General features: G+C 67.3%; 18 protein-coding genes and 1 riboswitch. Of the genes, 6 read left to right on the forward strand and 12 right to left on the reverse strand.

Translation table 11 applies throughout. From position 1 onward, the window contains the following. Position 1: 1 nt before the first annotated feature. The 3 genes from U5817_RS04635 (at position 2) to U5817_RS04645 (ending at position 2,915) form a co-directional block, all read left to right on the forward strand. Positions 2–1,324, forward strand: coding sequence for a UDP-glucose dehydrogenase family protein (locus U5817_RS04635; RefSeq protein ID WP_407279876.1), 1,323 nt, complete (start codon positions 2–4; stop codon positions 1,322–1,324). Positions 1,325–1,404: 80 nt separating this feature from the next. Then, entirely contained in the window at positions 1,405–2,508 is a 1,104-nt protein-coding gene (locus tag U5817_RS04640; protein WP_407279877.1) for a sugar phosphate nucleotidyltransferase, read from the forward strand. Positions 2,509–2,732: 224 nt separating this feature from the next. Beyond that, positions 2,733–2,915 (forward strand): hypothetical protein, encoded by a 183-nt coding sequence (locus U5817_RS04645; protein ID WP_169131345.1) that lies wholly within the window; start codon positions 2,733–2,735, stop codon positions 2,913–2,915. Positions 2,916–2,972: 57 nt separating this feature from the next. Here the strand turns inward: U5817_RS04645 and U5817_RS04650 are convergent, their stop codons facing one another. From U5817_RS04650 to U5817_RS04685, 8 genes are all read right to left on the reverse strand, one after another. Continuing rightward, positions 2,973–5,030 (reverse strand): M3 family metallopeptidase, encoded by a 2,058-nt coding sequence (locus U5817_RS04650; RefSeq protein WP_407279878.1) that lies wholly within the window; start codon positions 5,028–5,030, stop codon positions 2,973–2,975. Between the two features lie 180 nt (positions 5,031–5,210). After that, positions 5,211–5,984, reverse strand: coding sequence for a DUF2189 domain-containing protein (locus U5817_RS04655; protein ID WP_169131341.1), 774 nt, complete (start codon positions 5,982–5,984; stop codon positions 5,211–5,213). A gap of 237 nt (positions 5,985–6,221) precedes the next feature. Beyond that, positions 6,222–7,157 carry a phosphoribosylaminoimidazolesuccinocarboxamide synthase gene (locus tag U5817_RS04660; RefSeq protein WP_169131339.1) on the reverse strand — a complete coding sequence of 312 codons (936 nt, stop codon included), beginning with the start codon at positions 7,155–7,157 and terminating at the stop codon, positions 6,222–6,224. 212 nt (positions 7,158–7,369) lie between these two features. Then, positions 7,370–8,659, reverse strand: a complete 1,290-nt coding sequence (locus U5817_RS04665; RefSeq protein ID WP_169131337.1) for a DUF3422 family protein — start codon at positions 8,657–8,659, stop codon at positions 7,370–7,372. A 113-nt stretch (positions 8,660–8,772) separates the two neighbouring features. Beyond that, positions 8,773–9,468, reverse strand: coding sequence for an OmpA family protein (locus U5817_RS04670; RefSeq protein ID WP_169131335.1), 696 nt, complete (start codon positions 9,466–9,468; stop codon positions 8,773–8,775). Between the two features lie 95 nt (positions 9,469–9,563). Beyond that, entirely contained in the window at positions 9,564–12,134 is a 2,571-nt protein-coding gene (locus tag U5817_RS04675; RefSeq protein ID WP_407279879.1) for a putative bifunctional diguanylate cyclase/phosphodiesterase, read from the reverse strand. A gap of 113 nt (positions 12,135–12,247) precedes the next feature. Next, positions 12,248–12,946 carry a hypothetical protein gene (locus U5817_RS04680; RefSeq protein ID WP_169131331.1) on the reverse strand — a complete coding sequence of 233 codons (699 nt, stop codon included), beginning with the start codon at positions 12,944–12,946 and terminating at the stop codon, positions 12,248–12,250. Between the two features lie 113 nt (positions 12,947–13,059). Continuing rightward, on the reverse strand, positions 13,060–13,608 hold the full coding sequence (locus U5817_RS04685; RefSeq protein WP_169131329.1) for a glutathione peroxidase: 549 nt from the start codon (positions 13,606–13,608) through the stop codon (positions 13,060–13,062). 193 nt (positions 13,609–13,801) lie between these two features. Here U5817_RS04685 and U5817_RS04690 point away from each other — a divergent pair, with 193 nt between their 5' ends. Continuing rightward, complete coding sequence (locus U5817_RS04690) at positions 13,802–15,667, forward strand: diguanylate cyclase (RefSeq protein WP_169131327.1); 1,866 nt, start codon at positions 13,802–13,804, stop codon at positions 15,665–15,667. 72 nt (positions 15,668–15,739) lie between these two features. Here U5817_RS04690 and U5817_RS04695 read toward each other — a convergent pair whose 3' ends face one another. The 4 genes from U5817_RS04695 to pyk form a co-directional block, all read right to left on the reverse strand. Further along, positions 15,740–16,411: a hypothetical protein gene (locus U5817_RS04695; RefSeq protein WP_169131325.1), complete on the reverse strand. Its 672-nt coding sequence runs from the start codon at positions 16,409–16,411 to the stop codon at positions 15,740–15,742. A 48-nt stretch (positions 16,412–16,459) separates the two neighbouring features. After that, on the reverse strand, positions 16,460–17,524 hold the full coding sequence (gene fba / locus U5817_RS04700) for a class II fructose-bisphosphate aldolase (RefSeq protein WP_169131323.1): 1,065 nt from the start codon (positions 17,522–17,524) through the stop codon (positions 16,460–16,462). Positions 17,525–17,659: 135 nt separating this feature from the next. After that, a complete protein-coding gene (gene bluB, locus U5817_RS04705) occupies positions 17,660–18,415 on the reverse strand; it encodes a 5,6-dimethylbenzimidazole synthase (RefSeq protein ID WP_407279881.1) in 756 nt (251 codons plus the stop codon). A gap of 44 nt (positions 18,416–18,459) precedes the next feature. Then, positions 18,460–18,665, reverse strand: a riboswitch (cobalamin riboswitch). A 38-nt stretch (positions 18,666–18,703) separates the two neighbouring features. Beyond that, positions 18,704–20,152 (reverse strand): pyruvate kinase, encoded by a 1,449-nt coding sequence (gene pyk, locus U5817_RS04710; RefSeq protein WP_407279882.1) that lies wholly within the window; start codon positions 20,150–20,152, stop codon positions 18,704–18,706. 189 nt (positions 20,153–20,341) lie between these two features. On the opposite strand from pyk, the gene U5817_RS04715 reads away from it, so the two are divergent. Further along, entirely contained in the window at positions 20,342–21,217 is an 876-nt protein-coding gene (locus U5817_RS04715) for a cache domain-containing protein (protein WP_407279883.1), read from the forward strand. 111 nt (positions 21,218–21,328) lie between these two features. Then, entirely contained in the window at positions 21,329–21,577 is a 249-nt protein-coding gene (locus U5817_RS04720; RefSeq protein ID WP_169131314.1) for a hypothetical protein, read from the forward strand. Positions 21,578–21,660: the final 83 nt, after the last annotated feature.

A 21,660-nucleotide genomic window follows, 5' to 3' on the forward strand; every position in this document is an offset into this window, starting at 1 on the left:
AATGAAGCTCACCGTCATCGGAACCGGCTACGTCGGCCTGGTCTCCGGCGCCTGCCTTGCCGACGTCGGCAACGACGTGCTGTGCCTGGACGTCGACCCCGCCAAGATCCGCATCCTGGAGGAGGGCGGCATCCCGATCCACGAGCCGGGCCTGCTCGACATCGTGCGCCGCAACGTCGAGGCCGGTCGCCTCGCGTTCACGACCGACGCCGAGCGCGCCGCCCTGCACGGCGAGATCCAGTTCATTGCCGTCGGCACCCCGCCCGACGAGGACGGCTCGGCCGACCTGCAGTACGTGCTCGCCGCGGCGCGCGCCATCGGCCGCCACATGGACGGCTACCGCGTCGTCGTCGACAAGTCCACGGTTCCCGTCGGCACCGGCGACAAGGTGCGCGCCGCGATCGCCGCAGAGCTCGCCGCGCGCGGCGTGGAACTGCCCTTCTCGGTCGTCTCCAACCCCGAGTTCCTCAAGGAAGGCGCCGCCGTCGACGACTTCATGCGCCCCGACCGCATCGTCGTCGGCGCCGACGACGAGCGCGCGATCGAGCTGATGCGCCGCCTCTACGCCCCCTTCCAGCGCAAGCACGAAAGGCTCGTGGTGATGGACGTGCGCTCGGCCGAGCTCACCAAGTACGCCGCCAACGCGATGCTCGCGACCCGCATCAGCTTCATGAACGAACTCGCGAACCTCGCCGAGACGCTCGGTGCCGACATCGAACTGGTGCGCCAGGGTATCGGCTCCGACCCGCGCATCGGCTGGCACTTCCTCTACGCCGGCTGCGGCTACGGCGGCTCGTGCTTCCCCAAGGACGTCAGGGCGCTGATCCGCAGCGCGTCCGAACACGGCCGCGAGCTCAAGGTGCTCGCCGCGGTCGAGGCCGCCAACGACACGCAGAAGCACGTCCTGGTCGACAAGATCGTGCGCCGCTTCGGCGAGGACCTCAGCGGTCGCCGCTTCGCGCTGTGGGGGCTCGCCTTCAAACCCGATACCGACGACATGCGCGAGGCCCCCAGCCGCGTGCTGATCGAGGAGCTCCTGCGCCGTGGTGCGCGCGTCACCGCCTACGACCCGGTCGCGATGCGCGAAGCCGAACGCATCTTCGGCGACGATGCGCGCATCAGCTACGCCGGGCGTCCCCGGAGCGCGCTTGAAGGCGCCGATGCGCTGGTGATCATCACCGAGTGGAAGGAATTCCGCAGCCCCGACTTCGAGGCGATCCGCAGTCGCCTGCGCCAACCGGCGATCTTCGACGGTCGCAACATGTACGAGCCCGCGCGCGTGCGTTTCGAAGGCATCGAGTACTTCGGTATCGGGCGCGGCTGAAGTCCCACCCTTCCGAGCCGCTTCCAACCCCCGCGACCGCGCGGCGGGGTTCCGTTTCCAATCAAGAGAGAGGTGTCACGATGGCAAAAGCAATGATCCTGGCCGCAGGGCAGGGCACGCGGGTGCGCCCGCTGACGAAGAACGTGCCCAAGCCGATGGTGCCGATCCTCGGCAAGCCGGTGCTGGAATACCTGATCGAACATCTCGCGCGCTTCGGCGTGAAGGAGATCATGATCAACGTCGCCTTCAACCACCACAAGATCGAGGACTACTTCCGCGACGGCCACCGCTGGGGCGTAGAGATCGGCTATTCCTACGAGGGCGTGCGCGACCACGGCGAGATCGTGCCCAAGGCGCTCGGTTCGGCCGGCGGCATGCGCCGCATCCAGGACTTCGGCGGCTTCTTCGACGAGACCACGCTGGTGATCTGCGGCGACGCGCTGATCGACCTCGACATCCGCGCGGCGCTCGACGAGCACCGCCACAAGAAGGCGCTCGCGAGCGTCGTCACGCTCGAGGTGCCGCGCGAGCAGGTGCAGAACTACGGCATCGTCGTCACCGACGCCAACGGCCGCGTGAAATCCTTCCAGGAAAAGCCCCGGCCCGCGGAGGCGAAATCAACGCTCGCGAGCACCGGCATCTACATCTTCGAGCCCGAGGTCATCGACCTGATCCCACCGGGGCGCGAGTTCGACATCGGCAGCGAACTCTTCCCCCTGCTTGTCGCCGAGGAACGCCCCTTTTACGCGCAGACCCGCTTCTTCAACTGGATCGACATCGGTCGCCTCACCGACTACTGGGCGGTGCTGCAGCGCGTGCTGCGTGGCGAGGTCGCGCAGATGGACATGCCCGGCAGGGAGATCCGCCCCGGCGTGTGGGTCGGCCTCAACACCTCGATCGAGTGGGACAGCGTGCAGGTCGTCGGCCCCGTGTATATCGGCTCGGGCGTGCGCATCGACCCCGGCGTATCCGTCATCGGCCCGACCTGGATCGGCCACGGCAGCCATCTGCGCGCCGGCTCGCGGGTCGAGCGCAGCATCCTGTTCGAGTACACCCGAGTCGGCGAAGGCCAGCGTTTCAGCGAGAAGATCCTCTCGCCGCAGTACTGCGTGGACCGCTCGGGCGAGACGCTCTACGTCGGTGACGACCGCACCGAACTGCGCTGGGGCGACGCCCGGGCCTGAGTCGCGGGGGGTATATTGTCGGAGGCGCGACACGGGGGCCGGCGCTTGCCATGTCGGCCGCTTTTACAGATTGCGCCGCTGCGCTCGCGGCGGCCTCAACACTGCGGTGTATCTCTTTGTGTAGACAGAAAATTCTTGAAATGGCCCAGATCATGCTTCGCTTGAGCCGAGGGGGCCGACACACCGGCTCCGACAGTTCGTGCACTCGGGCGGGGAGGCTTGGTATGGTTGACTATCAAGGGCCGGAGCAGCGCGTCGATTGGGTGATGCGCCAGTACGTCGAGACCATCGTCCAATACCTCGCCCGAGGCGGGGGGCAGGCGAATGCCCGGAGAAACATGACGGAACGCGGCGTGCCGGTCCACGTGCAGGAACGCGTGCTGGAAGGCTACGCCGCGATTCACTGATCGCATAGGGCGTGAGGTGTGAGCGAGGGGTACGTCCCGCCGTGCCCCTCGGGAGCGTTACGCTTCCACCATGCCATTGTGGCGCAGAAGCGCATCGACGCGCGGTTCGCGTCCGCGGAAAGCCTTGAACGAATCCAGCGCCGGACGGCTGCCGCCCACCGCGAGGATCTCGCGCCAGAAGCGCTCCCCCGTGGCGCGGTCGAGCAGCGTCCCCTTGCCCGCGCCAGCCTCCTCGAAGGCCGCGAACGCGTCCGCCGACAACACCTCGGCCCACTTGTAGCTGTAGTAGCCCGCCGCATAGCCGCCCGCGAAGATGTGCGAGAAGCTGTGCGGGAAGCGGTGCCAGGCCGGCGGGAACATCACCGCGACTTCGCGGCGCACCTCGTCGAGGAGAGCCATCACGCGCTCGACCGGCACCGGGCCGGCGGAGGCATCGACTTCGCTGTGCAGGCGCAGGTCGAACATCGAGAACTCCAGCTGGCGCACCGTCTGCATGCCGCTCTGGAAGTTCTTCGCCGCGATCATCTTGTCGAACAGCGCGCGCGGCAGCGGCGCGCCGGTGTCGACGTGGGCGGTCATGCCGGAGAGCACGTCCCACTCCCAGCAGAAGTTCTCCATGAACTGGCTCGGCAGCTCGACCGCGTCCCATTCCACGCCGTGGATGCCGGACACCGCGAGCTCATCGACGCGCGTCAGCAGGTGGTGCAGGCCGTGGCCGCATTCGTGGAACAGCGTCAGCACGTCGTCGTGGGTAAAGGTCGCCGGCTTGCCGCCCACCGGGCCGGGGAAGTTGCACACCAGGTAGGCCACCGGCGTCTGCACGCCGCGCATGTTCGAGTAGCGGCTGCGCGCCGAATCCATCCACGCCCCGCCGCGCTTGGTCTCGCGCGCATGCAGGTCGAGGTAGAAGTGGCCCACCGTCTCGCCCGCCTTCTCGATGCGGAAGAAATGCGCGGCCGGATCCCATTTCGGTGCGTCCTCGGCGACGATATCGACGCCGTACAGGCTCCTGATCACCCCGAACAGGCCTTCGAGCACCTTGGGCTCGGGGAAGTACTGCTTCACCTCCTGCTCCGAGAACGCATAGCGCGCCTGGCGCAGCTTCTCCGACGCGTAGGCGACGTCCCACGGCTGCAGCGGGTCTAGGCCCAGCTCCGTGCGCGCGAAGTCCTTCAGTGCGGCGAGATCCTGCTCCGCAAAGGGCTTCGCCTTGGCCGCGAGCTCGCGCAGGAAGTCGAGCACCTGGGCGGGCGAGTCGGCCATCTTCGCGACCAGCGACACCTCGGCGTAGTTCGCGTAGCCCAGCATCTTCGCCTCTTCGGCGCGCAGCGCGAGGATGCGCCCGATCAGCGGGCCGTTGTCGAGTTCGGCCTTGCCCTGTTCGGACGCGCGCGTCGCATAGGCGCGGTACATGCGCTCGCGCAGCGCCTGGCTGTCGGCGTACTGCATCACCGGCAGGTAGGACGGCATGTGCAGCGTGAATTTCCAGCCCGGCTTGCCGTCGCGCTCGGCCGCGGCACGCGCGGCGTCGATCGCGTCCGCGGGCAGGCCGGCGAGTTCGGCCTCGTCACCGATCCACTCGGCGTGCGCGTTGGTCGCGTCGAGCAGATTCTCGGAGAACTTCGCCGCGAGCGCCGACATCTCCTCCTGGATCGCCTTGAAGCGCGGCTTGTCGGCGTCCGGCAGCTCCGCGCCGGACAGGCGGAAGTCGCGCAGCTCGTGGTCGATGATGCGCCGGCGCACCGGCGGCAGCTGGTCGTACTCAGCGCTGTTGAAGAGCTGGCGGTACTTCTCGAATAGTTCCAGATTCTGCCCCACCTCGGCGTAGAAGCTCGACACCTCGGGCAGCAGCGCGTTGTAGGCCTCGCGCCATTCGGGCACGTCCATCACGCTGTGGAGATGGCCGACCACGCCCCAGGCGCGCCCGAGGCGCTCGCCTTCCTCGGTGAGCGGGGTGACGAAGTTCGCCCACGTGGGCGGCGCCGGGTCGGCGATGAGGTCGGCGATCAGCGCGCGGTTCTCGTCGATGAGCTGGCGGATCGCGGGGGCGACGTGTTCCGGCCGGATCTCGTCGAAGCGCGGCAGGCTGGTGAAATCGAGCAGGGGATTGGGCATGCGGTTCTCGGCTGGCGCAATGATCGTTCTGGAATGGGCGGGCGAAGCCAGTGCGCGGCTGTTGCGAGCCGCGCACGCGCGCTGCCCCGGCCGGTCATTCTAACCGCAGGGGCCGCGCCACGCCCGGGGGCGTGCGCGCGGCCGGACGTTGCCGCTGCACGCCGGAAGCGCCTTGCAGGCTTACTCGACGAGATCCTTGTAGGCATGCCACGTAGCATGGCCGACGAGCGGCAAGAGCACCACCATGCCGATCATCATCGTCGCGAAACCGAGTCCGATCAGCACGACGATCAGCGCGGCCCACATGGCCATCGCGCCGAGGTTGAAACCGACCGCACGGGCGCTGGTCATCATCGCCGTCACCATGTCGCTGTTGCGGTCCATGAGCATGGGCACCGATACCACCGACAGCGCGAACACCAGGCCGGCGAGCGCACCGCCGACGACGAGGTAGGAGACGACGAAGTGCACATAGTCGCCGGACAGGAAGACATCGCGGAAGAAGTTCGCCATGTCGGGCGTCACGCCGTGATAGAAGAGCGCGAACAGGATTGCCGACAGGCGTTCCCAGCCGAGCAGCACGAAGGCGAGAAAGGCGCCGTAGTAGAGCAGATGGTCGCCGTGCTGGCGCAATCCCTTGATCGACTCGAGGAAGCTGGCGCCTTCGCCGCGTTCGTGGCGGCGCGAAATTTCATACAAGCCCGCCGCGGCCAGCGGCCCGACGAGGAAGAAGCCGGAGACCGCCGCCGTGAACAGGTAAGGCATGTCCGTCGCGTAGGCGAGGATCACATAGCCGAGCACCGCGAAGATCACGCCGTAGCTCAGGCTCGCGCCCATGTTCGCGCGCATGTCGTCCCAGCCCATGCGCAGCCACTGCAGCGGTCGCGATGCTTCGACCTGCCTGACGTGGGGCAGGGTGAAATGACGGTCGAGGGTATTGAACGACTTGTCCATGGCAGCCTCCTTGGGGTTCGAAGTACCCGCGGGCGGTTCCGTCCGGCATGGCCGCGATGGGGATAGCCCCCGGGTGGAGTTTTAGAGCGGCCTTGGTCGGGCAAGTTCGGGGATTTTCACCCGTTTTGCGGCGGGTTTGCGAGCTCGTTCCCACGATCGCCGGGCGGCGGATGTGAAAAAGCCCGCCGTCCCCGGCGTGATGCCGGGCAGGGCGGGCCTTGGCAGGGCGCGGTGCGCTCAGGCCAGGGTCTGGCCGGTCAGGCGCTCGTAGGCCTCGCGGTACTTCGCGGCGGTGCGCGCGATCACTTCCGCGGGCAGCGATGGGCCCGGCGCCTTCTTGTTCCAGGTCAGCGTCTCGAGGTAGTCGCGCACGTACTGCTTGTCGTAGCTCGGCGGGCTGATGCCCTCGCGGTAGCTGTCGGCGGGCCAGAAGCGCGATGAGTCGGGCGTCAGGGCTTCGTCGATGAGGTGAAGGGTGCCGGCCGCGTCGATACCGAACTCGAACTTCGTGTCGGCGATGATGATGCCGCGCCCGGCGGCATAGTTGGACGCTTCCGTGTACAGCGCGATCGCCGCATCGCGCGCCTGGCTGGCGAGCTGGGCGCCGTTCTTGCCGGTGCCCGCGAGCTCATTGACGAGCGCGGCGGCGCAGCGCGTCTGCGCCTGCTCGAAGGAGATGTTCTCGTCGTGGTCGCCGACGTCGGCCTTCGAGGCCGGCGTGAAGATCGGCGAGGGCAGCTTCGCCGCCTGCTTGAGGCCCGCCGGCAGCTTGATGCCGCAGATCGCGCCCGTGTCCTGGTAGTCCTTCCAGCCCGAGCCGATCACGTAACCGCGCACCACCGCCTCGATCGGCAGCGGCTTCAGGCGTTTCACGACCAGCGCGCGGCCGCGCACCTGCTCGCGCTCGTCGGCAGCAACAACCGACTCCGGATCGATGCCCGTGAGCTGGTTCGGCACGATGTGGCCGAGGCGCGAGAACCAGAAGTTCGCCATCGCGGTCAGCACGCGGCCCTTGTCCGGGATCGGGTCCGGCAGGATCACGTCGAAGGCGGAGAGCCGGTCGCTGGTGACGATCAGCAGCTTGTCGGCGTCGACGGCATAGATGTCGCGCACCTTGCCGCGCCCGAGCAGCTGCAGGCTCTTGATGGAGGATTCGAACAGGGGAGTGGCCACGATGGAAAGCTCTTTCAGGGCAAAACGCGATTATAGGACAGCTTGCAAGCTACTCGTCTCTCCGGCCGCAGCGAAGCCGAGGCGATCGCGCGCACGCGGCACTGGGGGGCATCTGTGGGAGCGGCTTCAGCCGCGAATCGGCCCAGGGAGCGCCCCGCCGGTGGATTCGCGGCTGAAGCCGCTCCCACACCGAAAGCGCTCCCGCGCGCCCCTCAGTGCCCGCCTTCCTCGGCGGCGAGCTGGCGGCGCATGCGGCGCAGCCCCAGCGCCACGATCCCCGCAATGACCGGAATCGACACCGCGGTGACGATCTCCGGCGTGGCCGGATGAATGTAGTCCTTCACGCCCTTGGCGAGGTACTGCACCAGCTGCGAGCCGTAATACGTGATCGCGACCACCGACAGCCCCTCCACCGTCTCCTGCAGGCGCAGCTGCAGCTTCGCACGGCGGTTCATTTGGGCGAGCAGCTCCTGGTTCTGGCGCTCGAGCTCGATCTCCACGCGCGTGCGCAGCAGCTGCGAGTTGCGCACGATGCGGCTCGACAGGTCTTCCTGCCGCCGCGCCACCGTCGCGCAGGTGTCGATCGCCGGGGTCAGGCGCCGCTCCATGAATTCGCGTACCGGCGGGTAGCCCTTGACGCGCACCTCGCGCAGGTCGTCGATGCGCTGGCGCACCAGCCGGTAATAGGCGGCCGCCGCGCCGAAGCGGAAGGTCGTGCGCGCCACCGAGCGTTCGACGTGCGCGGCGAGCCGCGTCAGGCGGCCGAGTACCTGGCGCTCGTCCTCCGGCGAGGTCGCCGTGCCCATCGCGTCCATCAGGTCGGCGAGCTCGTCCTCGGCGAGCGCGAGCAGGCGCCCCACTTCCTTCGCGACCGGGAAGGCGAGCAGGGCCATCACGCGGTAGGTCTCGATCTCGAGCAGGCGCTGCACCGTGCGACCGGCCTGGCGCGGGGTCAGCGAGGCGTCGAGGACGAGGAAGCGCGAAAAGCCGTCGGCGATGAGGAAGTCCGTGAAGACCCAGCCCGCGCCGTCCGCGACCTGCGACGCCACCGAGGTCGTGCCCGTCGGCGAGAGCTGCGCGAGCACCGTCTCGGGGGCGACCTCGTCGACGCCGCGCAGCTCGACGTGCGTGGCGACCAGCAGCTGGCCGGGGATCTCGCGCCGCCATGCGGCAGGCACGTCGAGCAAGGGGTTGTCGTCGCTTGCGCCGCTGAAGTCGATGCGGCGCACAAAGGTGTAGCTGGTGAACTCGTTGTGGCGTTCCCACTTCAGGCGGAACCCGCCGGCGTCGAGGAAGACGTGGCCCGAGGACGTGTCCGGCGGCGGCAGTTCGAACTGCTCGGCGAGCTGGCGCAGATGATCCGCCTCACGTTCGGCGCTGCCGTCGACGTGCAGGAAGGCAAGGTAGGTGACGAACTCCGGTGTCTCCAGCGTCACCGGGGGGCGCGCGTGGACTTCGTCGTTCAGTTTCTGGCGTAGCGGATATTCGTCGAAGAGAGGCATGGCGCGGCAACGAGGTCGAGCGCGCTAGGTTAACGGCCGCGGGGCGATTGCGAAAGCCCCGCCGCGCCGGGTGTGCTGCCGCGGCGGGGCGGGGCGGTTGGGAAGGGAAGTGCTCAATAGCGCGGCGCAGGGGCCGGCTGCATCATGCCCGGCTGCTGCTGGGCCTGTGCCGGTACGATCAGCACTTCCACGCGACGGTTCTGCGCGCGGCCCTGGGGCGTGCCGTTGTCGGCGACGGGGCGCGATGCGCCGTAGCCGACGGCGATCAGCCGGTTCGATTCCACGCCGCGCTGGGCCATGTAGCTGCGCACGGCCTCGGCGCGGTTCTCGGACAGCGTCTGGTTGAAGCTCGCCGAGCCGGTCGAGTCCGTGTGGCCCTCGATCTGCACGACGGTGTCGGGATACTGCTGGATGCTGTGGGAAACGCGCGTCAGTACCGGCTGGAATTGCGGCTTCACGTCGGCGCGGCCGGTGTCGAAAGTGATGTTCTCGGGTGCCTGCAGGCGGATCGTGTCGCCCTGGCGTTGCACTTGCACGCCGGTGCCGGCCATCTGCTGGCGCAATTCGGCTTCCTGCTTGTCCATCTGGCGTCCGACCAGACCGCCGACGGTCGCGCCGATCGCCGCGCCCACCAGGCCGCCCGTCGTGCGGTTGCCCGAACCGGCAACGACGTTGCCGAGGATCGCCCCCGCGCCGGCGCCGATGGCGGCCCCGCGCGCCGTCTGCGCGTTCTCGCCGTAGAAGGGATTCTGTGCGCAGCCGGCGATCGTCAGGACCGACAGGGCCGTGACAACCAATGTTTTTTTCATTATTGCCTCCTGAGTTGAATGGGGAAACGCAGATATTTTGAGCGTGTCCGCCTATCCGGGGTTCCGGGAAGCATAACGAATTGTAAGTGCCGGGCTTAGCTGCCGATGCCGATGGCCTGCTCGATGGACGGTGTCGGGCGCTGGATGTGATAGCCCTGGGCGAGGTCGATCGACTGGTCGATCACCTTGTCCAGCACTTCGGCATCCTCCACATATTCGGCCACCGTGCGGATGCCCAGGTCACGCGCGAGCGCGACGATGCTGCGCACCAGGGCGCGGTCCTTGTCGTTGTGCTTCATGCCGACGATGAAGTCGCCCTCGATCTTGAGGAAATCGATCGGGAAGCGCTTCACGTAGTGGAAGGACGAGAAGCCCGAGCCGAAGTCGTCGATCGCGAGACGGAAGCCTTCGCTGCGCAGGGTGTTGATGAAGCGTTCCAGTAGCGCCATGTTCTTGATCGTCTCGCGCTCGGTGATCTCGAACACGATGCGCGCGGGATCGAAGCCCGATGCGCCGGCAATGCGCCGCGTCTCCTGCACGAAATCGGTGAGCACCAGCGCGCGCGGAGACATGTTGAGGAACAGCAGGCCCTGGTAATCGGCCGCGACGGCGGCCTCGAGCGCGCGCTCCATCAGGATGTAGTCGAGCTTGTGCATCAGGCCCATCTTCTCGGCGATCGCGACGAAGGCGTCGGCGACGAGGATGGAGCCGTCGTCGAGGCGGATGCGCGAGAGCACTTCGAGCGCCTCCACCTTGCCCGTCCTGGGGTCGATGATGGGCTGGTAGTAGGGGATCACCCCGCGCGCCTCGACGGCGGCGAGGATCAGCATGCTCTTCTCGGACAGCGAGCGGAACACCTCGACCACGTCTTGTTCAGTCGGGATCGCCACGCGGCCTTTGCCATCGGCCTTGGCGCGATACATCATGCTGTCGGCGAAGAGGAAGAGGTCCTTGGTCTCGATGGCGTGGTCCGGATAGACCGCCATGCCGACCGACAGCGAGCCGTTCACGCGCGTATTGTCCGGCGTCTCGATCGCCAGCGAGGTGACGGCGTCGATGATGCGCTGGGCGACCTCGATGGTGCCCGCAAGGTCGGTCTCGGGCAGGATCGCGACGAACTCGTCGCCGCCATAGCGCGCCAGCAGGTCGTCCTCGCGGATCGCACGCCGGATGGTCGTCGCGACCTCCTGCAGGAACACGTCGCCGAAGCCGTGGCCGTAGGTGTCGTTCACCGACTTGAAGTTGTCGGCGTCGATCATAAGCAGGCCGAACTTGTAGCCGTGACGGCCCGAGCGCGTCGCCTCGCTGTCCAGCAGTTCCCAGAAGACGCGCTGGTTGTAGAGATTGGTCAGGGGATCGCGCGTCGCGTAGTACTCGAGATCCTTGGTGTACTTGTCGATCGCCTTCACCGAGCCGACCACGTTCAGCAAGGTCGACAGGATGCTCTCGACCACCAGCCAGCGCGTCGTGTCCGCGCCGGCCTGGGCCTGCATGCCGATGCCGACGATGCCGCCGATCTTGGGGGCCTCGACCAGCAGTGACTTCGTCTGCACTTCGATGTCGCTGCGCACCAGTTCGGGCGAATTGCGCGAGCTGTCGGCGATGTTGTGCTCGATGCGCACCGCGTAGCCGTCGGCGAAGTAGGGATTGCGGCGCAGCGATTCGCGCACCGTCTCCTCGAACAGCTGCCGGCTCTCGGTCGACGGCGTATAGCGCCAGAACACCTCGAGGTCGAAGATGTCGTCGCCGGTCTTGAAGATCGAGAACAGCGCATAGGCGGGCATCACCCCGTCGATGTCGATCAGCAGGCGATTCACGTACTCGCGCCAGTCCTTGACGACATCCGAGGTGAGGATGAATTTCTCCAGCAGGCGGATCTCGAACTCGAGCATCTCCTTGTCGACCGCCACGCTGCGCACCCGCTCGGTGAGCTGCTTCACTTCGGTGGCGACCGGGCTGAATTCGCTGAAGCCGAAATCGAGCGAGGCCTTTTCGATCTGCTTGAGGTCGGACAACCGGCTGATGGAGCGAATGTTCTTCGCAAAGCCTCCGATCGCCTTGTCCAGCCGGCGGCGGATATACACCACCATCAGCAGCGTCGCCACGATCGCCACCGGCACCACCGGCGCGAAGGCGAACATGAACTGGCGCTTGCCGGCCTCGAGGAGCGGCCGGATGTCCTGGCGCACGTCGATCACCCCCAGCACCTCGCCCGGCTTCGCGTTGGTGTGGCATTGGCGGCATTCCGCCTCGGCGCGCAGGGGATTGATGAAGCGCACCTCCGGGCCGTCATCCACGCGCCGGCTCTCCCCGGTCGCGATCACCTCGAGGATCGCGGCATCCATCTCGCGCTGGCGGATCTCGCCGAACAGTTCGGTGACGCGCGGCGCACGATAGATGGCGATCTGGTGCTTGGTCTTGTCCACCGAACGCTCGATCGCGCGGATGAATTCCTCGAGCTGCGTGCGAGTCCAGCCGGTGCGCATCAGCTGGAACATCGACTGGAAGGTCATTTCCGAGAAGGTGTGCGCGTCGCGCATCGCTTCCTCGCGGATCGAGCGCTCGTGGAGGCCGGACACGACGTACTGGGTGGCGAGCGCGAGCGCCGTCGAGAACACGACGGCAGCAGTCAGCAGGAGTCCGCGGATGGTCTTGATCGGAGTCATTGCGTGAGGCGATCCGGGACTTGCACAGGCGCCGCACGCGGTCACTGCCGGGGACCGGTCCGACGCCCGAGGCGAAGTGTAAGAACGCGTAACAAAAAGGAAATTTCCGCGGACTATACTCCCCCGCCCCCGTTACGGAAAGCCTTGTCCCGGGGAGGGGAATCAGTCCCCGCGAGCAGCGTATCGGCCTGCTCGCGGGTGAGGAAGCGGCCGGGCAGCGGGACCAGCCCGGCGACCGCGGCTCGGTAGCGGGCGTAGGCCGTGCCGTGCAGGGCGAGGAGCTTGCGCTCCTCGAGCAGCGAGCCGATCCACAGGTAGGCGGTGATGCACAGCGAGGACGTGAGCCGCGCCGCATCCATGTCGCGCGTCCACAGGATCAGCAGGCCCAGGAAGTACCACGGGTGGCGCACGACGCGGTGCAGCGGCGACAACTGCAGGCGCCCTTCGTCGTGCAGCGGCGGATTGCCGCCCGCGTGCCACTGCGCGAGACCGGAAAAGCTGTTCATGTCGTAATGGCGCGTGGTCCACAGGAAACCCGCCAGGGCGCCCAGCGCGACGGCATTCGCAAGCCACGCGCCGATGCCCGACCATTCCCACAGCAGAGGACCGCGCAGCTCGAAGGTGAGCCACGCGGGGGGCACGAGCAGCAGGCCCGCGATCGCGTTGAAGGCCAGCCGGTAGGCGCGCGCTGCGGCGGGCCAGCGCCGTGCGACGAATTCCTTCGCCGTGAACGAGGCGAGCAGCGAATGGATCACGCCGTACAGCGCCCACGCGGCGACGAGGGTGGCGAGCTGCACGGCGGAAGGTGACATGGGCGGCCCCGGCGGTGTCTCATGCGGGCGGATCCCGCGGCGAGCGGGATGATGTCACGAATGCCCGCCCCGGTCATCGGCCGCCGGGCAGGGCGCCGCAGGATCCTTTCCGCCTAAAGCGCGCGCTCGATCGCCTCGCGCACCTCGCGCGAGTCCGGCTCGACCCGGCTCGGGAACGCTGCGATCACCTTGCCGTTGCGATCCACCACGTACTTGTGGAAGTTCCAGCGCGGGGCGCCGGATTGTCGCGCCAGTTCACGGAACACCGGGTGGGCGCCGTCGCCGCGGACGCCGATCGGCGCGAACATGTCGAAGCTCACCCCGTAGTTCACGAAGCACACCTGCGCGGCCTCCGCCTCGTTGGCGGCTTCCTGGCGAAAGTCGTTCGAAGCGAAGCCGACGACCTTCAGGCCGCGGTCCGTGTATGCCTTGTGCACTGCTTCGAGGGCCTTGAACTGTCCCGTGAAGCCGCAGTGGCTGGCGGTGTTGACGATCAGCAGCGGCTTGCCCCCATAACGCTGGCGCAGGTTGACGACTTCGTCGGAATGCAGTCGGCGCAGGGAGTGATCCAGGTAGGCAAGTCCGTCGGCCGGGCCGGCCGCAGTCGCGCCGAGGGGGAGGAACAGGGCGGCACACGCCGCCGCGAGGAATGCGCGGATCATCTTCTTCTCGCTGTCTGGGGCTGGGGTGCGAGTGTGACCGCCAAGGCGGCTTCGAGTTCGCCGCGCATCGGTCCGGGCAATGCCACGAGCAAGCCCGACTACCCCTTTCGTCGGGTGTTACAAAGCTTTTCCGGGCATAATTGCACCCCGGCGAAATAAACAAGCGGGGGCGTCGCGTACCCTCGGAGTCCGAATGAATCTGAATCGTAAGATGACCCTGCTGTTCGGCGGCATCGCGGTGGGAACACTCGTGCTGCTCATCCTGATCAGCCTCTATGCCTTCCGCAGCTATTCGATTGCCTCCTCGACCGCGCATGTGCGCACGGCCGCGGAAATCGTGCGCGTCCATCTGACCGAGGCGATGATCCAGGGCGTCATCGACAAGCGCGAGCAGTTCCTCAATCGCCTGGTCGAGGTCCAGGGCTTGCGCACCGCGCGAGTCGTGCGCTCGTCGCATGTGAATGAGCAGTTCGGCGCCGGCATGAACCGCGAAATGAACGCCGACGAAATCGAGAAACTCGTGCTCGCCGACGGCCAGCCCCGCTACGAGATCCGCGACGAGGCCGGCGATTCGGTGTTCCGCGGCACCATCCCGTTCGCCGCCTCCTCGAGCGGCAAGCCCAACTGCCTGCAGTGCCACAAGGTCAACGAGGGCACGGTGCTCGGCGCGGTGACCATGGAGCTGTCGCTCACCGAACTCAAGGCGAAGGCGCTCATGACCGTGACCTGGATCAGCATCACGATGGCCATGTTCGCGGCGCTGTCCATCGTGCTCGCGCGGCGCCTGATCCTGCCCGTGGGGTCCACCGCACAGGCCGTGGAGCGCGCGGTGCAGCGCGCCCTGAAGGGCGATTTCAAGGGGCGCGTGGAGAAGCGTACCGACGACGAGATCGGCCAGATCGCGAGCGAAACAAACAGCCTGCTCGCCTTCCTCGACGACGGCCTCGCGCGCATCAGCCAGCGCGTCGTGCAGCTCACCGGCCGCACCCTGAGGCAGGACGACAACCAGCTCGAGGTCGCGATCGACATGGTCAATGGCCTCGCCGACGCCTCCAGCTTCAAGCAGGCGATCGAGGAGGACGAGACCAAGTCCGAGATCTTCGACCGCTTCGGGCGCGTGCTGACCGACCAGTTCGGCGTGCGCGAATTCTCCATCTACGAGACGTCCGGGCCGAAGCAGCTGGAACCCTTCATGGTCGATGGCGTGCAGGGCAGTCCGTGCCGCTGGTGCGATCCGCAGATCCTCGTGCGCAGCGACATGTGCCGCGCCAAGCGCTCCGGCCATACCGTCGACGGGCTCACCCAGCCGGGCATCTGCTATGCGTTCAAGCAGCCCGAGGAAGCGGGCGAGACGCGGCGCCACTACTGCGTGCCGATCATGCAGTCCGGCTCGGTGGGCAGCATCGTCCAGCTCGTGGTGCGCGAATCCGAGGCCGCGCGCTTCCACGCGCAGGTCCCGTACGTGAACGTCTACGTGCGCGAGATGGCGCCCGTGCTCGAGGCCAAGCGCCTCACCGAGACGCTGCGCGAGTCTTCGCTGCGCGATGCGATGACCGGACTGAACAACCGGCGCTTCCTCGAGGAATACGTCGACACCCTGGTCGCCACCGCGCGTCGGCGCAAGACCGAGCTGGCCATCCTGGTGCTGGACATCGACTACTTCAAGATGGTCAACGACACCTACGGCCACGATGCCGGCGACGCCGTGCTGAAATCCCTGGCTGCCGTGCTGCGGACCTCGGTGCGGGCGTCCGACATGGTCATCCGTTTCGGTGGCGAGGAGTTCCTCATCGTCCTGCAGGAAACCGAGGCCGAGAACGCGCTGCGTGTCGCCGAGAACATCCGCGCCACGGTCGAGGGCCTGAAGATCCAGATCGGCGGCGCCGTGCTGCAGAAGACGATCTCGATCGGCGTCGCGATGTTCCCCGAGGACAGCCAGACCTTCTGGCAGGCCGTGAAGTTTGCCGACGTGGCCCTCTACCGCGCGAAGGAAGACGGGCGCAACCGCGTCGTGCGCTTCAGACCCGAGATGTGGGAAGGGCACGCCGACTCGTACTGAGCGGCGCCAAGCGGCAGAATTGCCCGGGATCGCCCGCCGCGCGGCGGGCGGGCCCTCAACTGCAGGGCGGGATCAGCCGCCCTTCTGCCAGAGGGCGACCAGGGCGTCGCGGTGCGCCGCGAGCTCTCCGAGCGCCACCTCGATCACCGGGCCGCTCAGCGTGTGTCCGGCACAGGCGCCGCGCAGGCGGACTTCCGAACCCTGGATGGCCACCACCAGCCCGTCCTGATTGGCCTGCAAGCGGCTCTGGCGGTCTTGCTCGCTGACCAGCACGCTGCCGTTGGTGAGGTTCAGCCGTGCGGCGAGGGTGGCGTCCTTGCCGGAACTCAGGCGCGCCCCGACCACGCAGGGCACCATGCGGAATTCACCCGCGAGCGCGAGGGCATGGCGCCGCAGGAAGCGCCCGCGCTCGGCGTCGGCGAGGGGCACGCGCCCGGCCGAGCGGCGCGCAAGCTGATCGAGTTCGTCGTCGGTGAGATGCGGGCCGGCGGCGACGAGCTCCGCGCGCGGAACCGACGTCGCGGCGGTGTTCAGCACGTCGAGGTGATGGTGGTGGGAAAGCACCGCGACGCCCGCCTTCGCGAGCTGCTTTGCCGTCACCGTCGGCATTCCCTGCAGCACCATGGCGCCGAGGAGTTCCTGCACGGCCTTGCACAGCTTCTCGTGACTGGCGTCAACGAAAGCGGCGGGCGCCTCGAGTTCGAACTCGAAGCTGACCGTGAGCTTCAGGTTGGGCTTGGACATGGTTGCGCGGGTGTGCGCCGCGCCCGAAGGCGCGGGCCCGTCCGGGGCTTAGCGGACGACCTGGGTGAGCTCGCCGGACTTGTAGCGCGCGGCGATCTTTTCCAGCGACATGGGCTTGATGCGGCTGGCCTGGCCGGCGCAGCCGAAGGCCTCGAAGCGGGCCTTGCACACCAGCTTCGCGGCTTCGCGGGCCGGCTTGAGGAATTCGCGCGGATCGAACTTGGACGGGTTCTCGAACAGGAACTTGCGCACGGCGCCCGTCATCGCGAGGCGGATGTCGGTGTCGATGTTGATCTTGCGCACGCCGAACTTGATCGCGGTCTGGATCTCCTCGACCGGCACGCCGTAGGTTTCCTTCATGTCGCCGCCGTACTGGCGGATGATCTCGAGCAGTTCCTGCGGCACGCTCGACGAGCCGTGCATCACGAGGTGGGTGTTCGGCAGGCGTGCGTGGATCGCCTTGATGCGGTCGATCGCGAGGATGTCGCCGGTGGGTTTGCGCGTGAATTTGTAGGCGCCGTGGCTCGTGCCGATCGCGATCGCCAGCGCGTCGCAGTCGGTCTGCTTGACGAAGTCGGCCGCCTGGTCCGGATCGGTGAGCAGCATCGAGTGGTCCAGCGTTCCTTCCGCACCGACGCCGTCCTCTTCGCCGGCCTGACCGGTCTCGAGCGAGCCGAGGCAGCCCAGTTCGGCCTCCACGGTCACGCCGATGGCGTGCGAGAACTTCACCACCTCGCGGCTCACCGCGACGTTGTACTCATAGGAGGACGGCGTCTTGCCGTCTTCCAGCAGCGACCCGTCCATCATCACGCTGGAGAAGCCCGAACGAATCGCGCCCATGCAGATCGCCGGCGACTGGCCGTGATCCTGGTGCATCACGACGGGGATCTGCGGATAGGCCTCGACGGCGGCATCGATCAGGTGGCGCAGGAAGGCCTCGCCGGCGTACTTCCGTGCGCCGGCCGACGCCTGCATGATCACCGGGCTGTCGCACTCGGCCGCGGCTTCCATGATCGCCTGGACCTGCTCGAGGTTATTGACGTTGAACGCCGGCAAACCGTAGCCGTTTTCGGCGGCGTGATCGAGCAGCTGGCGCATGGAAACGAGGGGCATTGTCCTTCTCCGGTATCAAGTGCGGGCACGCGAAGCGTGCCGGGTTGCGAATTGGCTCGCATTTTAGCGTTTGTTGGGCGGCAGCGGGTCCGGCGAAGGAAACGGCATGCAAATACCCGCCGCCGCGTCGTGTCGTCAGAGCGGCGGCAGGCCCCGCGCGGCGAGCGCCTGGGCTGCGCGCAGCTCCGCGCGCAGCGACTCGGCGTCCGCGTGCTCGCCGCCCCAGCCGTCGAAATGCACCAGCTCGTCGAGCGGCAGGCGCTGACGCCAGCCGGCTGTCTGCAGTTCGGGCTGGTCGAAAAAGTGACTGACGTGGCCGATGCACAGGTAGGCGACCGCCATCACGCGCTCGGGCAGCGACAGGATCTCGCGGATCGCCGACTGACGGAAGATGCTCACCCAGCCCACGCCCAGTCCTTCTGCACGGGCAGCGAGCCACAGGTTCTGCACCGCGCACACCGAGCTGTAGAGATCCATCGCCTTGATGTGCGTGCGGCCGATCACGACAGGGCCGGCGCGGTCGCGGTCGCAGGTGATGCACAGGTTGATCGGCGCTTCGAGGATGCCCTGCAGGCGCAGGCCGGAATACACCTCGCGCTGCTTGCCCTCGAACATCTGTGCGGCTTCGGCGTTGGCGAGCGTGAAGGCGTCGTGCACGCGCTGCTTCACGGCTTGGTCGCGCACGAGGACGAAGCTCCACGGCTGCATGAAGCCCACCGACGGGGCGAAGTGTGCGGCGGTGAGAATGCGGGCGAGCATGTCGTCGGCGACCGGCTCGGGCAGGAACTGTCCGCGCACGTCGCGCCGCGCGAGGATGTTGCGATACACGGCGGCGCGCTCGGCGTCGTCGAACTGGTGGTGGGCCTGGTGGCCGGGCGTGGCGGTCTTCATCGATTCCCCTTGTGAAGCGCAGTGGACGGCGAACGGACCAGTCCGCCGTTGTTCTGCCTCCCGGCCGGTCTTCTGACTCGGGTTCGTCCCGCGCCGCGCCTTCCCGACCCGCGGGTCAGTGGCATCTTGCGGCGGCGGTCCCCCTCACAGCGCTGGGCACGTTGCGGAATCGCGGTGCTGCCGGCAGCACCGCCTCACCGCATTCCCGATTCTCCCGCGGATCGCGGGCACCGGGAGGCGTCATGGAAAGCCTGCCAGTCTAGCAGTCGTGGCGCGAGCGCTGCACGCTCACTGCTCGTTCAGGTGCGGCGCGGGATGCTCGCCTACGCGCACGATCTTGAGCGTGTTCGTGCCGCCGGAGGCGCCGATCGGTTCTCCGATCGTCAGCACGATCAGGTCGCCGTGCTCGACGACGCCCTGGTCGAGCAGGATCTGTTCGGCTTCCCATAGCAGCAGGTCACGATCCTGGTGCGTCTGCGACATCAGCAGCGGGAATACCTCGCGGTACAGCGTCATCTGGTTGCGGGCCGCGGTTTCCGGTGTCAGCGCGTAGATCGGCACGCCGCTGTTGAGGCGGCTCATCCACAGCGCGGTCGAGCCCGTCTGAGTGAGCGAGGCGATGGCCTTGACCTTGAGGTGCCAGGCCGTCCAGATCGCCGCCATCGCGATCGACTGGTCGATGCGGGTGAATACGCGGTCGAGCACCTCGCGGTCGAGCGTGACCTCGGCGGACTTTTCCGCCTCCAGGCACACGCGGCTCATCGCCTCGACGACATCGACCGGATATTTGCCCGATGCGGTCTCCGCCGACAGCATCACGGCGTCGGTGCCGTCCAGCACCGCGTTGGCGACGTCCGACACTTCCGCGCGTGTCGGCACGGGGCTGCCGATCATGGATTCCATCATCTGCGTCGCGGTGATGGTGAGCTTGTTGCGGTCTCGCGCGGCGCGGATCATCTTCTTCTGCAGTGCCGGGACGGCCGCGTCACCCACCTCGACCGCGAGGTCGCCGCGGGCGACCATGATGCCGTCGGAGGCGTCGAGGATCTCGTCGAGGTTGGCGACCGCCTCGGTGCGCTCGATCTTCGCGATCAGCAGGGCCTCGCTGCCCGCGGCGCGCAGGAGCTGCTGCGCCATGTACATGTCGGCGGCGCTCTTGGGGAAGGAGACGGCCACGAAGTCGACGCCGATGAGGGCGGCGGTCTTGATGTCGTCCATGTCCTTCGCGGTCAGCGCCGGTGCGGTGAGGCCGCCGCCCTGGCGGTTGATGCCCTTGTTGTTGGACAGCTCGCCGCCGACGCGCACGGTGGTGTGGATCTCCGCGCCGACGACGCGATTGACCACCAGCTTGATGCGGCCGTCGTCGAGCAGCAGGACGTCGCCCGGCTTCACGTCCCTGGGCAGGTTCTTGTAGTCGAGGCCGACGCGCGTGGTGTCGCCCAGCTCGCAGTGCGCGTCGAGGATGAAGTCCGCATCCTTGTGCAGATGCACCCGGTCGCCGGCGAACCTGCCGACGCGGATCTTGGGACCCTGCAGGTCGGCGAGGATGCCCACAGGCCGGCCCGCACGTGCCGAGGCCTCGCGGATCGCGGTGGCACGCGCGATGTGGTCGTCGGCCTTGCCGTGCGAAAAATTCATGCGCACGACATCGATCCCCGCATGCACCATGCGTTCCAGGACTTGCGGATCGGACGAGGCCGGACCCAGGGTGGCGACGATCTTCGTGTGGCGCGGCATGTTGTCTCCGTGTCGATATGCATCCAAGAACACGATTCTACCTGCGCGCGGCCGGGCGACGGGACCGGCGGGTGAGGATTTGCGTCGCGCACGATGCATATGCCTTGTGCGCACTTCAGGTACTCGACAGAAGCTGTAGCTTCCTATAGTTTTGTCTTCATCAATTCAATCCGTGGACCCGCGAACGCCATGAAACTCGCCCCTGTCGCTTCCTTGTGTGCACTCGTCATGTTGGCGCTGCCGGTTCCGGCGGCCGAACCGGTTCCTGCGACGGCGGTGGGAGGACTCGTGCAGCGCGCCGACGAGAATCGCAGCATGCGCCTGCTCGACAAGGCCGTGGCGCGTTTCCGCGAGGCCGGCGACGCGGCGTTCGACGAGTTCAACAACGCGCCGCAGTTCAAGGACCGCGAGCTGTATGTGTACGCCCTGGGCATGGATGGCACCATGCTCGCGAGCGGCGGCTCTTCGGTGGCGCTGGTCGGGCGCAACGTCGCGACCATGCAGGATGCCGCCGGCAAGCCCTTCTTCCGCGAGATGCTCGACACGGCGGCGAAAAGCGGCGAGGGCCGCGTCGAGTATCGCTGGATGAATCGTGCCGACAAGCGCGAGGAGCTGAAGGTGACGCTGTTCCGCAAGGTCGGCGAGCGCATCATCGCCGTCGGCTACTACATCCCGCGAGCGACCCCCGCGCAGGCGAAGGACCTGCTGGAGCGTGCCGTTGCGGCGGTGAAGGAAAAGGGGCAACAGGCCGCGCTCGCAGCCTTCAATGCGCTCGACGGCGGATTCATGCAGGACGACCTCTACGTGTTCGCGATCGACCTGAACTCGCAGCGTTTCCTCGCGCATGGCGCGATGCCCAAGCTGGTCGGCAGTGATGGCCACGATCTGCGCGATCCAAAGGGCAAGGCGATCGTCGCCGACATGGTCAACATCGTCAGCCGCAAGGGCGAGGGTGAACTCGACTACGCGTGGCGCAATCCGGTCACCGACAAGCTGGAGAGCAAGCACTCGTTCATCCGGCGGGTGGACGGCATGCTGGTCGGTGTCGGCTACTACACGCGCTGACGCATCCGGTTGACTTCCGACAATATCCGACACCGGGCGATCCGCGAGAATGCACCTCCGCCGGATGCATTGCCGCCCGGCGAATGATCACTCCTGAAGGATGAAGCGCCCATGATCGACGACGTTACCCGCTCCCTGCTCGACAGCCTGCCGCGCGGCGGCAGCTACGACCTTTCGGTCGCTCACGATCCCGCGAGCGACATGCATGCGCTGACCATCGTGATCGACGGCCAGAGTTTCCAGCCGGGGATCGGTTACGAGAGCAGTGACGATTTCGAGTTCGACCGCGACCAGATTGCCAACTACCTCGTCACACGCAAGCAGAAGTGCGGCGGCTGCGGGAGCTGCAGCTGCGGCTGAGCGCAGGCGCGGCGCAGGAAGCGAAACGGCCACCCGCGGGTGGCCGTTTCCTTGTTGGGCCCGGATCGCCCGGGCCCAACTTG

Origin of the sequence: Aromatoleum evansii, from assembly GCF_045689615.1 — a bacterium.
Taxonomy (GTDB): domain Bacteria; phylum Pseudomonadota; class Gammaproteobacteria; order Burkholderiales; family Rhodocyclaceae; genus Aromatoleum; species Aromatoleum evansii.

What these genes read in the sequence shown, in the direction of transcription:
- U5817_RS04635 (WP_407279876.1), top strand. Translation starts at nt 2, where the DNA reads ATGAAGCTCACCGTCATCGGAACCGGCTACGTCGGCCTGGTCTCCGGC.
- U5817_RS04640 (WP_407279877.1), top strand. Translation starts at nt 1,405, where the DNA reads ATGGCAAAAGCAATGATCCTGGCCGCAGGGCAGGGCACGCGGGTGCGC.
- U5817_RS04645 (WP_169131345.1), top strand. Translation starts at nt 2,733, where the DNA reads ATGGTTGACTATCAAGGGCCGGAGCAGCGCGTCGATTGGGTGATGCGC.
- U5817_RS04680 (WP_169131331.1), bottom strand. Translation starts at nt 12,946, where the DNA reads ATGTCACCTTCCGCCGTGCAGCTCGCCACCCTCGTCGCCGCGTGGGCG.
- pyk (WP_407279882.1), bottom strand. Translation starts at nt 20,152, where the DNA reads ATGCCGCGCCACACGAAGATCGTCGCCACCCTGGGTCCGGCCTCGTCC.
- U5817_RS04675 (WP_407279879.1), bottom strand. Translation starts at nt 12,134, where the DNA reads ATGACTCCGATCAAGACCATCCGCGGACTCCTGCTGACTGCTGCCGTC.
- bluB (WP_407279881.1), bottom strand. Translation starts at nt 18,415, where the DNA reads ATGAAGACCGCCACGCCCGGCCACCAGGCCCACCACCAGTTCGACGAC.
- U5817_RS04650 (WP_407279878.1), bottom strand. Translation starts at nt 5,030, where the DNA reads ATGCCCAATCCCCTGCTCGATTTCACCAGCCTGCCGCGCTTCGACGAG.
- U5817_RS04665 (WP_169131337.1), bottom strand. Translation starts at nt 8,659, where the DNA reads ATGCCTCTCTTCGACGAATATCCGCTACGCCAGAAACTGAACGACGAA.
- fba (WP_169131323.1), bottom strand. Translation starts at nt 17,524, where the DNA reads ATGCCCCTCGTTTCCATGCGCCAGCTGCTCGATCACGCCGCCGAAAAC.
- U5817_RS04685 (WP_169131329.1), bottom strand. Translation starts at nt 13,608, where the DNA reads ATGATCCGCGCATTCCTCGCGGCGGCGTGTGCCGCCCTGTTCCTCCCC.
- U5817_RS04720 (WP_169131314.1), top strand. Translation starts at nt 21,329, where the DNA reads ATGATCGACGACGTTACCCGCTCCCTGCTCGACAGCCTGCCGCGCGGC.
- U5817_RS04695 (WP_169131325.1), bottom strand. Translation starts at nt 16,411, where the DNA reads ATGTCCAAGCCCAACCTGAAGCTCACGGTCAGCTTCGAGTTCGAACTC.
- U5817_RS04655 (WP_169131341.1), bottom strand. Translation starts at nt 5,984, where the DNA reads ATGGACAAGTCGTTCAATACCCTCGACCGTCATTTCACCCTGCCCCAC.
- U5817_RS04690 (WP_169131327.1), top strand. Translation starts at nt 13,802, where the DNA reads ATGAATCTGAATCGTAAGATGACCCTGCTGTTCGGCGGCATCGCGGTG.
- U5817_RS04670 (WP_169131335.1), bottom strand. Translation starts at nt 9,468, where the DNA reads ATGAAAAAAACATTGGTTGTCACGGCCCTGTCGGTCCTGACGATCGCC.
- U5817_RS04715 (WP_407279883.1), top strand. Translation starts at nt 20,342, where the DNA reads ATGAAACTCGCCCCTGTCGCTTCCTTGTGTGCACTCGTCATGTTGGCG.